10 protein-coding genes and 1 pseudogene are annotated in these 15,377 nt (G+C 65.4%); 9 read left to right on the forward strand and 2 right to left on the reverse strand.

The features are described 5' to 3' along the window. Positions 1-71: 71 nt before the first annotated feature. Positions 72-2,390 (forward strand): serine/threonine-protein kinase, encoded by a 2,319-nt coding sequence (locus BW737_RS07365; protein WP_086614105.1) that lies wholly within the window; start codon positions 72-74, stop codon positions 2,388-2,390. 21 nt (positions 2,391-2,411) lie between these two features. Here BW737_RS07365 and BW737_RS07370 read toward each other — a convergent pair whose 3' ends face one another. Next, positions 2,412-4,016: an OmpA family protein gene (locus tag BW737_RS07370; protein ID WP_086614104.1), complete on the reverse strand. Its 1,605-nt coding sequence runs from the start codon at positions 4,014-4,016 to the stop codon at positions 2,412-2,414. A gap of 508 nt (positions 4,017-4,524) precedes the next feature. Here BW737_RS07370 and BW737_RS15665 point away from each other — a divergent pair. From BW737_RS15665 to BW737_RS07385, 4 genes are all read left to right on the forward strand, one after another. Then, the gene (locus BW737_RS15665) at positions 4,525-5,043 is read left to right on the forward strand and encodes a hypothetical protein (RefSeq protein WP_143233319.1); all 519 of its coding nucleotides are present in this window, start codon (positions 4,525-4,527) and stop codon (positions 5,041-5,043) included. A 568-nt stretch (positions 5,044-5,611) separates the two neighbouring features. Further along, the gene (locus BW737_RS07375; protein WP_143233320.1) at positions 5,612-6,127 is read left to right on the forward strand and encodes a hypothetical protein; all 516 of its coding nucleotides are present in this window, start codon (positions 5,612-5,614) and stop codon (positions 6,125-6,127) included. Positions 6,128-6,258: 131 nt separating this feature from the next. Beyond that, positions 6,259-6,732 carry a hypothetical protein gene (locus tag BW737_RS07380; protein WP_086614102.1) on the forward strand — a complete coding sequence of 158 codons (474 nt, stop codon included), beginning with the start codon at positions 6,259-6,261 and terminating at the stop codon, positions 6,730-6,732. After that, positions 6,729-7,751, forward strand: coding sequence for a hypothetical protein (locus BW737_RS07385; RefSeq protein ID WP_143233321.1), 1,023 nt, complete (start codon positions 6,729-6,731; stop codon positions 7,749-7,751). Before BW737_RS07380 ends, BW737_RS07385 begins: the two co-directional genes overlap by 4 nt. A gap of 39 nt (positions 7,752-7,790) precedes the next feature. Here BW737_RS07385 and BW737_RS07390 read toward each other — a convergent pair whose 3' ends face one another. Then, positions 7,791-7,979, reverse strand: coding sequence for a DUF192 domain-containing protein (locus tag BW737_RS07390; RefSeq protein WP_086614153.1), 189 nt, complete (start codon positions 7,977-7,979; stop codon positions 7,791-7,793). A 394-nt stretch (positions 7,980-8,373) separates the two neighbouring features. Between BW737_RS07390 and BW737_RS18095 the strand changes: the two genes are divergently transcribed. The 4 genes and pseudogenes from BW737_RS18095 to rpoB all read left to right on the forward strand — a co-directional run bounded on the left by BW737_RS18095 (position 8,374) and on the right by rpoB (position 15,262). Beyond that, the gene (locus tag BW737_RS18095) at positions 8,374-9,921 is read left to right on the forward strand and encodes an OmpA family protein (protein WP_257210602.1); all 1,548 of its coding nucleotides are present in this window, start codon (positions 8,374-8,376) and stop codon (positions 9,919-9,921) included. Positions 9,922-10,206: 285 nt separating this feature from the next. Further along, entirely contained in the window at positions 10,207-10,728 is a 522-nt protein-coding gene (rplJ, locus tag BW737_RS07400; protein WP_086614100.1) for a 50S ribosomal protein L10, read from the forward strand. A 79-nt stretch (positions 10,729-10,807) separates the two neighbouring features. Next, entirely contained in the window at positions 10,808-11,197 is a 390-nt protein-coding gene (rplL, locus tag BW737_RS07405; protein ID WP_086614099.1) for a 50S ribosomal protein L7/L12, read from the forward strand. Positions 11,198-11,744: 547 nt separating this feature from the next. Continuing rightward, positions 11,745-15,262, forward strand: a pseudogene (gene rpoB / locus BW737_RS07410) (DNA-directed RNA polymerase subunit beta). Positions 15,263-15,377 lie beyond the last annotated feature (115 nt).

A 15,377-nucleotide genomic window follows, 5' to 3' on the forward strand; every position in this document is an offset into this window, starting at 1 on the left:
AGGATGGCGGTACCGGGCGGGCCGGGCGGACACGCCCGCATGCCCGCTATCCCGATTCCGAGGAGACGCCCATGCCCCCAATCAACGACGCTGCCCAACGTCTGGGAAGCGCCTACGTGCTGGACTCACGCATCGGGGCGGGGGCGCAGGGGGACGTCTGGCTGGCCCATCGCAGCGATGCGCCCGGCATCCCGCTGGCGGTGAAGCTGCTGCGCGCCGACCTGCTGGAGGACGCGGGTGTCGTTGAACGCTTCATCCGGGAGCGCGCCACCCTGATGCGGGTGGCCTCCCCCTACGTCGTGGGCGTGCAGGATATGGTGATTGAGGGCAGTCGCTTCGCCATCGTCATGGACTATGTGGGCGGCGGCAACCTGCGGGGCCTGCTCAATGAGCGAGGGGTGCTGCCGCCCGCCGAGGTGGCTCGGGTCGGGGCGATGCTTGCGAGTGGACTGGCCACCGTGCACGACGCCGGTATCGTCCACCGCGACATCAAGCCCGCCAATGTGCTGATCGCCACGTCGGGCGAGAGTGCGGATCCGGCCGACGGCGATACTGCCGTGATCGGGCGGGACACTTGGACGCCTCGGCTGGCCGACTTCGGGGTAGCCCGCATCTGCGATACGGTCGCCTCCTCCCGGGCCACCGGAGCCATTGGAACCCCGCTGTATATGGCGCCGGAGATTCTTGATCCTGCCGCCCCGACGCCCGCTGCGGACGTGTATTCCCTCGGGGTGCTGCTGTATGAAGCCGCCTGCGGTATCACCCCGTTCGTCGGTGCACCGTCCCAGGTGCTCGCCCAGCACGCGCGCCGTGCCCCCGGCCGCCCTGACGGCGTGCCCGACGCTCTGTGGCACGTGCTGGAACGCATGCTCGCCAAGCAGCCGGCCGCCCGTCCCAGCGCCCATGAGGTCGCTGCTGCGCTGCAGGCGGCCGCTCCCGCGCTGGCGGGCAGCGCCCCCGCTCGCCGCTTGACCGTGCCCCCGCCGTCGGCTCCCGCGGCAGCGCCGTACCTGTGGGCGGGTGACGCACTGCCCGAACCGGAGACAGCGCCGACGCTGGTGGGCCCGGCCAGCCCCGGGCCAGGTACGCCGGCCACCGTCCCGCTGACGCCGCCACCGACCATGGTCTCCGCATCCAGTCCACCACGGCGCAGTCGACGCAGAAGACGTGCGCTTTTTGGCGTGATCGCCGCCGCGGTCGTGCTCGCCGTCGCGGTCGGCGGGGTGATTACCTGGCGGCACCGGACCGCGGGCGCGCCCGGGTCGACCGCCGTCGCCGCGCTGCCTGCACAGGCCGATACGATCGAACTGCAGCGGATCACCGATGTGGATGAGTACCGATTGGCCCCCAACCATGGCGCCCTGGCGGCGGAAACCAGCTATAAGCACTGGTCGCTGTACGACCTGGACGCCGTGGGCCAGGCCCCGGTGTGGTCCGACGATTGCGACTCGGCGGGCTTCTGGACCAACGAGACCTTCCTGTGTGTACAAGACGACGCCGGGCAGTTGATCGGCCTGGACGGCGCCGAGACCGGCGACGTCCTCGCATTCGACGAGCGCACGCAGCTGGGAACCACCGGAAGCACCGCCATTGTGATCGACGGCAGCTACTCCGGCTCGCTCGTGGCCCTGGACGCCAGCGGCGAGCAGCTGTGGCGCCGTGACGGCAGCTTCCGGGATGCGCACATCGGTGCGGGCTTCATCGTCACCTACGAGACCGGCTCCGAGCGGCTGCTCGTGCTCTCCGCGGAAACCGGAGAAGTGCTGCTGTCCGAGGCGGCCGAGAACACCCCCGACTTCGACTCCTCCCTGCCCGGCGGCATTGGCATCGACGTGGGCACGCAGGCCTTCTACAAGGTCGATGGCGAGGCGGTGACCGTCTATGACGCCACCGGCACCGAGGTCGGCACCGTGGATGGGGTCGACGCCCGCTCGGACTGGGTACTCTCTGACGCGGTGAGTGCCGAGCAGCTGGTGGAGCTGCTGCGCGACGTGGCTGCCGATAACTCGGTGCACGTGCGCGGTCGGAGTACCGAGGCCGGGCTTGCCGTCGATGCGGTCACCTGCACCGTCACCGGCCCCGATGGGGCGAGCTATACCGTGCCCGAACGCACCGACGGAGAGGCCTGCGTCATCACCCCGGAGGGGCTCATCGGCAAGGACGAAGGCGTGCTATTCACCATGGGGCAGCCCTCCTCGCGCACGGATGCCACCGGCGACCACGTGATCGCTTACGACCTCGACGACGGCGAGCAACTCTGGCGGGTGGCCGGTACCCTGGTGGGCGTGCTCCCGCCTTCGGACAACGCCGCCGGCAAGGCCGCCGGGGCCCCGCGCATGCTGGTGGCCGAGGGGGACGACCTGGTGATTCACGCCGTCGTGGGGAAGTAAACCGAGGTCGGCCGCTGCCGGCTAGGCCTGTGCCACCGGGATGTCGGTCAGGCGCGCGGCCAGGTTCTTGCCGGGCAGGTCCAGGGTGACGGTGTCGGCGCCGGGGTAGGGCCAGACGACGGGCAGCCTCGTGGCCTCACCGCTGGCAATCTTGTACACATTCCGGTTGGTCACCGGGACGTACTCGCTGTCGGCATCCAGGTAGTTGGCTGCCAGGTAGCGCGTACCTCCCTGCAGGAGCGTGGGGTTGTGGACTCCGGTGAAGGAGGCCGGCCAGTGCAGGATCTGCAACTCGTTGGGCAGAGCGAACAGGCTCACGGTGATGCTCACGTCCTCCTGCGCGCTGAGCAGGAGCGCGCCGGTCACATAGTCGCCCACGCGCGTCACCGACTCCATCGCCAGGTGGACGGTCTGGTCGCTGATGCGCACGTCTACGCCGTCGGCGCCCGTGCCCACCGGGCCGACGGAACGGGGCATCTGCCCGGCAGTCGCCGTGGAGGCCTGGCCCGGCGGAGGAGTAGCTGCCGACAGGGCCGTGGCCTCCGCCGGGTTCTTCGGCGTCATCACCACTTCGACTCTGCGGTTGGTGGCGCGCGCCTCGTCGGAGGTTCCCTCCGCCCGGGGAGCGGACTCGCCCTTGCCGGTTACGGTGGCGTCCCAAGCAGACAGATCCGTGAGCTCTCCGAGCCGGTCGGCGACAGCTTGAGCACGCTGCTCGGACAGGGTCTGGTTGTAATCCTCCTCGTCGACGTCGTCGGTGTGTCCGGTAACTGACAGCTTCCCGCCGGATGGGTAGCGATTCAGCTGCTCGACCACCTTCGTCAGCACATCGTCCGCCTGTGCTGACAACTCGGTCGAGTCGGAGCCGAACGTAACGTCCCCCGAAACTGTCACCGTCGTTGAGTCCTCATCGGAATCGGTGTCATAGGAGCCGTCGGTGGCGACCACTAGCGAGCTGAGTTGGTAGGGGCCCGGGTCGGCCTCACGGTCGATCTCGGCCACGCTGAGCAGTTCTCCCGCCTCGAAACCGGCGTTCTCGGGGCTCACCACGGGGACGCCCACCGCCACCCCAACGCTGGGGAGGAACAACTCGACGGTCTCGACGCCGTCGTCGACCGCATCGAAAACCGGGAACAGCTCCACCGGGGATGTTCGGGAGACGGTGTCAAACAGCCCATCCGAACGCTCGCCAAGTTCGGGGAACACCAGTGACTGGTGCAGGGAGAGCAGCCGCATGCCGCGCATGGTGTAGGGGGAGGAACCACCGAAAGCGGAGGAGATGGTCAGCTCCTCGTCGGAGTCGGTGGATACTTCCACGCGTACCAGCGTGTAGCCGTCCTGCACCGTGGCGGGACCGACCCGGAAGGTAGCCGCCACACCGCCGAGCGCGGAGGCCAGGGCGACGGCGCCGGAGGCGTCCGCGGTAGGCACCGGGGGCGCAGTGACCGCGGGGGAGGCCGTAGGGCCGGCAGGACCGTCGGTAGACTGCGCTGCCCGCTGTAGCGGATTGCCGGAGCAGGCGGCCAGGCCAAGTCCGGCTGCGCCCAGCGGCAGGAGCGACAACAGGGTGCGGCGGGGGACGCGAATGGGGCCGGGGACATCGGGGTGGGAGGGTGAGATGCGCATGAGTGTGCCTTTCTGAACGTTGTGCAAGGCATCTGTCTTGACGTGGAGACGCTATTGGTGCTTCTGTGCGCCACGCGATGGGCAGAACTCAACGACTCCCCGGGTGTACCTGGGTAACCCCGGGCCGCCCTGCGGCCCGAGCCGGTAGGGCCGTCCGCCCATGGCGGAGACGTGATCGAGGCGTTATGATCGGCGCGCCCCGCTCCCGACCGGAAGGCTCGAACCGTGCTTGAGTGCAGTCATGTCGCCGTCCCGGCGCGTTTCTTTGACTCATTAGTGAATGTGGTGCGCGTTGTCGGCGACAGCTGTGATTGATTGACTTTTAGGTAAGGCTCGGGCAAGGTGACCTCCATAGTTGAGTGGACAACAATACGACGCTCAACAAGATAGGCGGTTGGCTCTTTGCGGTATCGCGAGTCGGCGTCTGTGCAGGGTGTGAAGATGGTTGAGGAGCGGCTAGCTTAGTTTCGAAGACTAGGTCACAAACGGAATTGGTGGTGTCTGAAAGGTGGAAACGATGGGTGGTCCTTGGAAACGAAGGACGTTCTTTCTTGGGGTTGCGCTCGGTGTGTTGTCCGCGGGTTGCGGGTGTTCGCAGCGTGGCCACTCGACGCCGCAAGGTTGGTACCGAGTCGCCCATGGATGTGGCGCGTTCGATCTAAAGGACGGCTGGCAGGAAGTCGATATCCCAGACGATGCGAACCTGCTTGGATGGGACTATGTGGTGCAGGATACTGCCGAATTTGGTAGCGAGGACACGCGGTTGCGGCTCGGTGCGATGACAAATGGGGGATATACTGATTACTTGGTGTATCCACCTGAATCGGCTGAAGACCTCGCGAGTGATCTGGCTGGATTCGAGTTATTTGGAAAGTACAAGGCGAAGTCGCCGAATCCAACTCGAATGGAGGGTGTGGCGGATGAGATCTGGCGCATCGACTATCCTAATGATGACGATCCGACGAGCCTGTCATACCTATTTACTGCCAAAGATGATGGTTATGATGAGATGCTTGTTGTGGGTTGACTGGCCCTGACGTTGATGAGCAGTTATTGGAGATTGTCGTGGCCGGCATCGAGGTGGTTCATCGTGACTGAATGTCGTGGCAAGAGGATCGGCCTGTATTGATGATTTCACGCTGTGCTCACGCTAGACGGCGCCGCCATCGGCGCGCTTATCGCAAGGTTGGTGCTGGTGATGCGGTGACGCACACGGCTTGTCGGGACGGTGTCGCCGAGCAGAAGAGCGCGTGGTCGGTTTGGGGAGGTTCCATCGGAGGGTTCGGTGTTGCAGGCGGTGTATTCGGATGTGCCCGGGTATACCTGGGGAGTTGGTCAGGGGTGCCCATGGGACGATTCCCTCGGGCGGTATACGGTTGGTGTATTCGGGATGAGAGATGCTGCGAATGTCGATGGATAGCGCGCAGGCCCGGGTATTCTTGAAGGAATGAGGTTGTCCTATGAGGCGTTGTATGTACAAGTTCCGGCGTGCGGCGGTCGTTGCGTCAATGGTTGGCCCGATGATGGTTGCTGCTACTAGCTGCTCAGCGGGAAGCAGTGGTGAGTCCACTGTCGAAGCGAAGGCGAGCGCGACGATGTCTGCGATTGAGACTACGGAAGCGGATGGTGTAAGCGTTGCGGTCGCCGAGGCTGCCCCGGGGCTCACGATCGAGATAGCCGCGAACGCATACACTGCGCCACCGGACACCTATAGTGACGGTCGTCGCGGAGTAACTTATCATGTGGATAATGAAGCGGCGTCTTACACGGTGATAGTGGAGTATTATGAGTCTGGAGGCAAAACTGCCAGCGAGGTTTTGGAATCTGAGCTGGGTGCGTTCGAGTTGCAAGGTGCATCTGCTGGCGTGACACAGAGTGATGTTTCAGTTGAAGGTAGCGAGGAGGCGTATCGACTCGATTGGACGCAAAGTGCGGAGGTGCCGTGGTCCGCGGAGGATGACACAGAGATTGATGTGCAGTGTTCCGGTGTGATATTCGACGGACAGGATGGCTATAGTTATGCGGTGTACGTCTATGCAGAAGTTTTTGACGAGGCGTCGCTTGCCGCAGTTGCCGACGTTATCGACTCAATCCAGGTGAGTCAGCCGTGAGGCGCCGTGCAGCGATTCTCGGGGGCATACTTCCTGCTGCGCTCGTAGTGTCGGCATGCGGCAGTGACGATGATGGGGCTGCGGCAAGTTCAGCGACTCCCGTGGAAGACGTTCCGCAGCCCGCTACGCCCATGGCGGGACCTACCGAAGACCCCTCGGCCTGGACGAACATCGAGGCTGACGACGGCCTGAACCTCGCAATTCCCGCTGCGTTTGAGGGGCCGGTCACCCACGACGATTGGGGCTCGTACACCGATTCTTACGACCTGAACGATGCTTCCGGCGCGATGGTCCAGAGGCTTATGCTCGGCGTCGTTGGCGAGGCGACGAGTGCCGACGGCATGCGGCAGATGGCTACGTTCACCAACAAGTTTTTGATCACCGACTATGAGGAGATCAACCGGATCAGCTGGCAGCAGGACGAGAACACGGCGATAGATCGGGTCACCTTCAAATGGGGCGATGACGCCAGCGGCGCCGGCACCTGCTGGTTGGTCGCCAGCAATGGCATCGTCGCGTTCGTGACGTTGTACGGGGAATACTTCGATGACGGGATGCGCAACGGCATTGAGGAGTCCATTACCTTTGCTCAGGAGGAATCATGAGCCGGTTGGTTGGACGCCGTCGCAGCTTGAAGGCTGCCGGTCTACTGGGAGTCGCAACGTTGCTGGCCGCCTGTTCCAAGAATGAAAGTAACGCGATGCAGGGCTGGGAGACCACTGAGGTAGATGGGCTGTCGTTTTTGGTGCGCTCCGACTGGACTCGCGGAGATGTCGAAGGTCAGGTCTGGACGGGGCGCTGGGATAGCGAGGACGGGCAGAATCGCCTCTTGGTTGCCAGCGACCTGGAGGCGGATGACGCCTATGCCGCCATCGAGATCGCAATGGATGCAGCACGCTCGGCTACCCGGGGCTACGCTCCCGTAGGGACTCGTACCGCTGAGCGCGTCGGTGACTTGCTCGTCGTCCGTCAGGACTATCGGACCTCGTGGCCGCTGAATGGCGACGGAACGGTCTGGTGCGTCAGCTCGGGGAACCGGCATGCGTTGGTGGATTTGTCCGGGGCCGACGTGTCCGCAGAAGAGCGCGACGGCGTCGGCGCGAGTTTTTCGGTCAGTGAATCGTTCGCGCAGGAAGCGAGTGCTGTAGCAACGTCTGCGGCGCCGCAGGACGCTCCCGAAGGCACGGCACTGCTCGAGCGCTCGGGCGTGCGACTAGCCGTGCCGGAAGGGTGGTACGACACGGACGGCATTGAGGGATCGGAACGGTGGACGGTGGGTTGGGCAATGATCGACGACGATGAGATCATCCAAGCGCGCCTCTTGGTAGCCCCGAGTATGCCGCAGGAATCGGTTTCGCTGGCCCTGGCGCAGATCGAAGTCGATCATCAAGCCGGATCCCTGGATGGCTACACCATGCGTTCGCGCACGCCGCTGACGCTCGCCGGGATGACGGAGGCGGTGCGCACCGACTTCGTTTCGGGTGATGCGGGCGAAGACCAAGGGTGCCTGTGGGTCTTCACGGATGGGACCACTGTTGCCGCCGTTCAGTACAACTGCGTGGGCCAGCTCGACACATCGGTCCGCGACGCGGTCGAAAACACCCTGGCATTCGTGACGGTCTGACGGCGCGCGGGTCGACCGGTTGGAAGCTGGCTGCTACCGTCAGCGATGGGGCTCGGTGCCGATAACGGTTCCGCGTTTAATGCCGAGCTTCGCGGCCGTGCCTGCCGGCATCTCGACGGTGGCATGGGCGGTCAGGCGGGGCAGGCAGAGCCGGCGCGGAGGAGTGGTGGTGAAGGCGACGACACGCCCATGGCGCCCGACGTATACCAGGTCAAGGGCATAACGCATGCCGAAGGTGTGCACCCAGTTGCACGCCTTGATCCACGGGCGCCATCGAGGCTATCGGTGCCCAGTAGACCGGCGTTGCGTTCCTTGCGGTTGCTGGCAACCCAGGCCTGTGTCGTCGTCGCCTCGCCGTCCACCGTCAGGACGTGCTCGGGGTTGCTGGTGGCCCGGGCGGGATGAGACAAAGTCATACGGTTATGGTCTCATAACCGCGGGGTGTTGTCATGCGCCGGCTGTGCGTGCCGTTGGTGCAGTGTCGTGAAGTCTTTGCGGGTAGGTGGTGCCCGGGTATACCCGGATAGTCGGGCTGGGCTCCCCAAGGCGTAGGGGTGATCATCTTGTTACTGTTGACGGGTTCCGGGTTTCCAAGGGCTTTGGCCTGCGGTTCGTTGTAGGAGTGGTGTTCGTGATGTTGCGTCGACGTGAGGTGCTGACCGGGTCTGTGTCGGTAGCGGTGGCGGCGGTGCTCGCCGCCTGCGCAGGGGGTCGTGGCGGAGATGGCGGTGCGGCTTCGCCTGCGTCGCCGACCGGTATGGGTAGCGCGTCGGCGGCGCCCGTGAACTCAGACCCGGTGGTGCTGAACTCGGTGTGGGAGGGCGAGTCTTTGACGACGCGTGTGGGTCCTGCGGTGGTGCAGGATGGTTTCACGGTGGTGCGGGTTGAGGTGTCCACCGATGATGCGGAGGGCGCGGTGGACTTGTATGGCATGTTGGGGCCTCATACCGCGGCTTGGACTTTGAACGCGGTGCGGCTGTTGTCACTCACTGAGGGGGTTGCGTTTCGTGAGGTGACGACGAATGGTGGTAATGAGAGTGTGGAGCCGGGTGGGTCGGCTCAGTTGTTTCCGGTGTTTGGGGGTGTGCCGGATGGTTTGAGTTCGGTGGATGTGTTTTTGCCGAATGTGGGTGTGGCGCTTGGGGTGCCGGTGGTGGATGCCGGTGAGGCTGGGTTTGATGTGGATGCGGCGTTGTCGGCCGCGGAGATTGATGAGAGTGTGGAGTCGGGTCCGTTTGAGTTGAACTCGGTGGTGGTGGCGGCGGATGGTTCGTCGGATACGGAGAAGGATGATGTGTCGACGACGGTGAATGTGTCGGGTGATGTGTTGTTTGCGACGGATTCTGCGGAGTTGAGTGGCCAGGCTGATGAGGTGCTGGGGAGCGTGGTGGAGCAGTTGGAGCTGTATCCGTCTGGTGGCGCGCTTGAGATTACTGGGCATACGGATGATGTGAATACTGATGAGCATAATCAGGAGTTGTCGGAGCGGCGGGCGCAGTCGGTGTCGGATCGTCTGGGGGACCTGGTCGACCTGTCGAATTGGGAGACGGTCGTGTCGGGTAAGGGTGAGTCTGAGCCGCGGGTGGCTAATGATTCGGATGAGAATCGGCAGTTGAACCGGCGGGTGGAGGTGCTGCTTACTCCCGCCGACCCCGATGAGGCCAGCACCGCGAGTCCGGGCGCTGGCTCGTCTGGTGAGATGCCCGAGCCCAAGGGGCCGGTGGGGCGCGGCCCGGACGGGGTGGATATCGAGGTTGACGGGGTGCCTGCGCGTATCTCCCTGGACAGCGTCACCAGGTACGAGGGCTACCTGATAGGCAACGTCAAGGTTGTGGCCGAACGCGATGCGTCGGTATCCATCGTCCATTTCGGTGTTCCAACCGATATGTATTCACTGCGTGAATGGGGTGCGTATCAGTCGACGGGGTTCAGTTTGCTGAAGGGCGGACAACGGTATCTTCTCGCTGATTTCACGGATGGTGAAGGCGTGAACCGGCCGCTGACGAATTTCTGGAGTAACAAACTCGAGGGGGAGGTTGAGCACTCGTTTCCGGTTGTGTGGCCTGACACGGGCGAGGACATGATCACGGTCGATGCGCCTGGCGGAACAAATGGCGGCTTGCCAGTGCTCGCTGTGCGCTTGACCGACATCCCCGTCATCGACGCCTGAGCGGGCCGGCGATCTGTCGCGGTTGGTGGCGGCGTGACCAAGAGCACCGCCGTCCGTCGTCGTCGGGCTTGCGTCGCAAGGGCTGGCGGCGTGTATGGTCGTGCCCGCCAAAGACCGCAGGTCTCCCGCGCAAGCGGGGCCAAGTCCGCGTCACGCGGAGCCGGCGCAGGTGAGAACGAGCCCAACGGCTCTCGGAGCATTCCGAGTGCAGCAGCGAGCCCCGTGCCCACCGGCGCGGGGCTTTTTCCGTGCCGGAGCCTGCGGCAGACCACGGAAGGAGGGCCCATGGCAAGGCCTGAGAAGGACGCGGCTGTTGCACAGCTGGCGGACAAGTTCCGTGAGGCCAACGCCGTTCTGCTCACCGAGTACCGTGGGCTGAGCGTCGCCGACCTTAAGGAACTGCGTCGCTCGCTCGCCGGCAACGCCGAATACACCGTGGCGAAGAACACGCTGGCTTCCATCGCCGCCCGTCGCGTCGGACTGGACGCGATTGTGGACGATCTGAAGGGCCCCACCGCCCTGACGTTCGTGACCGGAGAACCGGTCGAGGCCGCCAAGGCCCTGCGCGACTTCGCCAAGGACAACAAGAACCTCATCATCAAGTCCGGCGTCATGGACGGCAACGCCCTGACCGCCGACGAGATCGACCGGCTCGCTTCGCTCGAGTCCCGCGAGGTCCTGCTGGCCAAGGCTGCGGGCGCTATGAAGGCGTCTCTGTCCAAGGCCGCGTACCTGTTCGCTGCGCCCGCCTCCAATGCGGTCCGCACCGTCGACGCCCTGCGCGAGAAGCAGGAAGCCGCGGCCTGAGCCGCATCCACTACCAAACCCATAATCGCCCTGCGCATAAACAGGTGCAGGACCCCTTTTCCAGGAAGGAACGCCCATCATGGCGAAGCTGACCACCGACGAGCTCATCGAGGCCTTCAAGGAGCTCTCCCTCATCGAGCTGTCCGACTTCGTTAAGGCCTTCGAGGAGACCTTCGACGTGACCGCTGCCGCCCCGGCCGCTGCCGTCGTCGCCGCCGCTCCCGGCGCTGCCGCCGGCGGTGCTGCCGAGGAGGAGAAGACCGAGTTCGACGTCATCCTCGAGTCCGCTGGTGACAAGAAGATCCAGGTCATCAAGGAGGTGCGCGCCCTGACCTCCCTCGGTCTGAAGGAGGCCAAGGACCTCGTCGAGGCCGCCCCCAAGGCCATCCTCGAGGGCGCTGCCAAGGACGCCGCCGAGAAGGCCAAGGCTCAGCTCGAGGGCGCCGGCGCCACTGTTACCCTCAAGTGAGCCCGTCCCCGACGCCGTCGGCTGCTAGCCGGCGCTGGGGGACCGCATGAACACCGTCGCCGCCCCGACTACTGATCAGTAGTCGGGGCGGCGACGCGTTACGGCAGCGGCATGCGCCGACCCTTGCGTCGGTTTGGACCGCCTACGTCGGTTTGGACCCCTTGCGTCGGTTTGGACCCCTTGCGTCGGTTTGGACCGCCCCAGTTGCACACAACGGCGGTCCAAACAGGGGAGAGCGGTCCAAACAGGGGAGAGCGGTCCAAATGGACTTACGCGGTCCAAACAGGGGACGGCGATCCAGGTGGGGGAGTGGGGCAGTATGCGGGATTGTGGCGGGAATCGCAAGGCGGAACGCCGCCTTGGCGTGGATCGGTGAGGGGTGAGCGTGTAGGCTAGCTCTTCGCGTACCTTGTGTGTACTGGCCTCAGTGGTACTGCCCGCAATCCGGCCCGACCAGCCGACGGACCCGAGAGGGGACTGCGGGGAGTCGCCGAGACCGCACGCAGGCGTACGCAGAGTGATCCCCGAGATAAGGGAAGGATCCCCTTTGGCTGCCTCGCGCACCTCTGCACCAACCGCCGCTGACATCGCCGCGCGTACCGCGTCGCGTCGTATCAATTTCGCCAAGATCGCCGAGCCGATGCAGGCTCCGAATCTTCTGGGCCTGCAGACCGAGAGTTTCGACTGGCTCGTGGGCAACGAGAAGTGGCGCGCCCGGGTGGACGCCGCCAACGCCGCCCAGCCGGGTTCGCTGCCGGAAACCTCCGGGCTGGAAGAGATCTTCGAAGAGATCTCGCCGATCGAGGACTTCGGCGAGACCATGGCCCTGTCCTTCCATGACCACCGCTTCGAGGAGCCCAAGTACACGGCCGAGGAATGTCAGGAGAAGGACCTGACCTACTCGGCTCCGCTGTACGTGGTGGCGGACTTCGAGAACTTCACCACCGGTGAGATCAAGTCCCAGACGGTCTTCATGGGCGACTTCCCGCTCATGACCGACAAGGGCACCTTCATCGTCAACGGCTCGGAGCGCGTCGTCGTCTCCCAGCTGGTCCGTTCCCCGGGCGTGTACTTCGAGCGCACCACCGAGAAGGCCTCGGACAAGTACGTCTACAACGTCAAGTTCATCCCCTCGCGCGGCGCCTGGTTGGAGTTCGAGGTTGACAAGAACGACCGCGTGGCCGTGCGCATCGACCGTAAGCGCAAGCAGGACATCACCGTCTTCCTGCTGGCCCTGGGCCTGGACGAGGCCGAGATCCGCGAGGAGTTCAAGGACTACCCGGCGCTGACCGCCGCTCTGGATGAGGACCGCAAGGTCACTACCCAGGACGAGGCTCTGCTCGACATCTACAAGAAGATCCGCCCCGGCGAACCGCCCAGCGTCGAGGCCGGCCGTACCCTGCTGGAGAACTTCTACTTCAATGCCAAGCGCTACGACCTGGCCAAGGTCGGCCGCTACAAGATCAACAAGAAGCTCGGGCTGACCGCGGACCTGAACGAGTCCGTGCTGCGCATCGAAGACATCGTCGCCGCCATCAAGTACCTGCTCGCGCTGCACGCCGGCGCCGAGAGCGTCGAGGGCGTGCGCGACGGGGAGATCGTGGACATAGCCGTCGAGTTCGACGACATCGACCACCTCGGCAACCGCCGCATCCGCGCTGTCGGCGAGCTCATCCAGTCGCAGGTGCGCACCGGTATGAGCCGCATGGAGCGGCAGGTGCGCGAGCGCATGACCACCCAGGACGTCGAGGCCATCACCCCGAACACCCTGATCAACATCCGGCCCGTCACGGCCGCGATCAAGGAGTTCTTCGGCACCAGCCAGCTGTCCCAGTTCATGGACCAGAACAACCCGCTGGCAGGCCTGACCCACAAGCGGCGTCTGTCCGCGCTCGGCCCCGGCGGTCTGTCCCGTGAGCGCGCCTCCATGGAGGTGCGTGACGTGCACACCTCCCACTACGGGCGCATGTGCCCCATCGAGTCCCCCGAGGGCCCGAACATTGGTCTGATCGGCTCGCTGGCCACCTTCGGCCGCATCAACCCCTTCGGCTTCATCGAGACCCCCTACCGGGTGGTGCGCGACGGCCAGGTCACCGATGAGATCCACTACCTGACCGCCGACGACGAGGACCGCCACGTGATCGCCCAGGCGAACGTGGAGCTCACCGCCGACGAGCACTTCGCCGAGGACCACGTGTTGTGCCGGGTCACCGGTGGCGAGCCGGCCCTGGTGCCGGCTTCCCAGGTGGACCTCATGGACGTGTCCCCGCGGCAGATGGTCTCCGTGGGCACCTCGCTCATCCCCTTCCTGGAGCACGACGACGCCAACCGCGCCCTCATGGGTGCCAACATGCAGCGCCAGGCCGTGCCGCTGATCCGCCCGGACGCCCCGCTGGTGGGCACCGGCATGGAGCGGCGCACCGCCGTCGACGCCGGCGACGTGCTGGTCGCCTCCAAGGGCGGCGTGGTCACCGAGGTGTGCGCCGACTTCGTGCGCGTGGCCAACGACGACGGCACCGAGACCGTCTACAAGGTCGCCAAGTTCCGCCGCTCCAACCAGGGCAACTGCTACAACCAGCGCGTGGTCGCCTCCGAGGGTGAGCGCGTGGAGGTCGGCAGCGTGCTCGCGGACGGGCCCGCCACCGCCGACGGCGACCTGGCCCTGGGACAGAACCTCCTGGTCGCCTTCATGACCTGGGAGGGCCTGAACTACGAGGACGCCATCATCATCTCCCAGCGCGTGGTCGCCGAGGACCTGCTCACCTCGATCCACATCGAGGAGCACGAGGTCGACGCTCGCGACACCAAGCTGGGCGCCGAGGAGATCACCCGCGACATCCCCAACGTCTCCGAGGAGGCGCTGGCCAACCTGGACGAGCGCGGCATCATCCGCATCGGCGCCGAGGTCCGTAGCGGCGACATCCTGGTCGGCAAGGTCACCCCGAAGGGCGAGACCGAGTTGACCAGTGAGGAGCGGCTGCTGCGCGCCATCTTTGGTGAGAAGGCCCGCGAGGTGCGTGACACCTCCCTGCGCGTACCCCACGGCGAGTACGGCATCGTCACCGGTGTGCGCGAGTTCGACGCCTCCTCCGAGGATGCCGAGCTGCCCGCCGGCGTCAATCGGATGGTGCGCGTGTACATCGCTCAGCGCCGCAAGATCACGGTAGGTGACAAGCTCTCCGGCCGTCACGGCAACAAGGGCGTCATCTCCAAGATCCTGCCCGTGGAGGACATGCCCTTCCTCGCCGACGGCACTCCGGTGGACGTCATCCTCAACCCCCTGGGCGTGCCCAGCCGTATGAACGTCGGCCAGGTCCTCGAGCTGCACCTGGCTGGGTCGCCTCCCGCGGCTGGGACGCCTCCGCCGCCCGCGAGGCCGGCGAGGCCTGGGCCGAGCGCCTGCCCGAGAACGGCGTGGTGGCCGAGCCCCGCACGCCCGTGGCCACCCCGGTGTTCGACGGTGTGCGCGACGACGAGATCATGGGCCTGCTCGACTCCACCCTGCCCAACCGGGACGGTCTCCAGCTGGTTCAGCCGGACGGTAAGGCGCGGCTGTTCGACGGCCGCTCCGGCGAGCCCTTCCCGTACCCGATCTCGGTCGGCTACATGTACATCCTCAAGCTCCACCACCTGGTGGACGACAAGATTCACGCCCGCTCCACCGGCCCGTACTCGATGATCACCCAGCAGCCGCTGGGCGGTAAGGCGCAGTTCGGTGGCCAGCGCTTCGGCGAGATGGAGGTGTGGGCCATGGAGGCGTACGGCGCCGCCCACGCCCTCCAGGAGCTGCTGACCGTCAAGTCCGACGACGTGGCGGGCCGCGTGAAGGTCTACGAGGCCATCGTCAAGGGTGAGGACATCCCCGAGCCCGGCATCCCCGAGTCCTTCAAGGTGCTCATGAAGGAGATGCAGTCGCTGTGCCTGAACGTTGAGGCCCTGGACGCCGCCGGAAACGTCATCGGCCTGGATGACACCGACGACGACGGCCGGCGCGCCTCCGATGAGCTCGGCTTCGACCTGGGTCGCCGTCCTGGTGGAAGCGCCATGGCGGTGGACGAGATCTAACCCCCACGCCCGGGAGGGCGGGCGCCCAGTGCGTCGGCCCTCCCGGGCCAACGGGACCGGAGCCGCCGTGGAACCGCGGCACCGAGATCCCCTAAGACTTTTGAGCTGACCACTC

The sequence above is a fragment of the Actinomyces ruminis genome, assembly GCF_002154335.2.
Lineage (GTDB): Bacteria > Actinomycetota > Actinomycetes > Actinomycetales > Actinomycetaceae > Actinomyces > Actinomyces ruminis.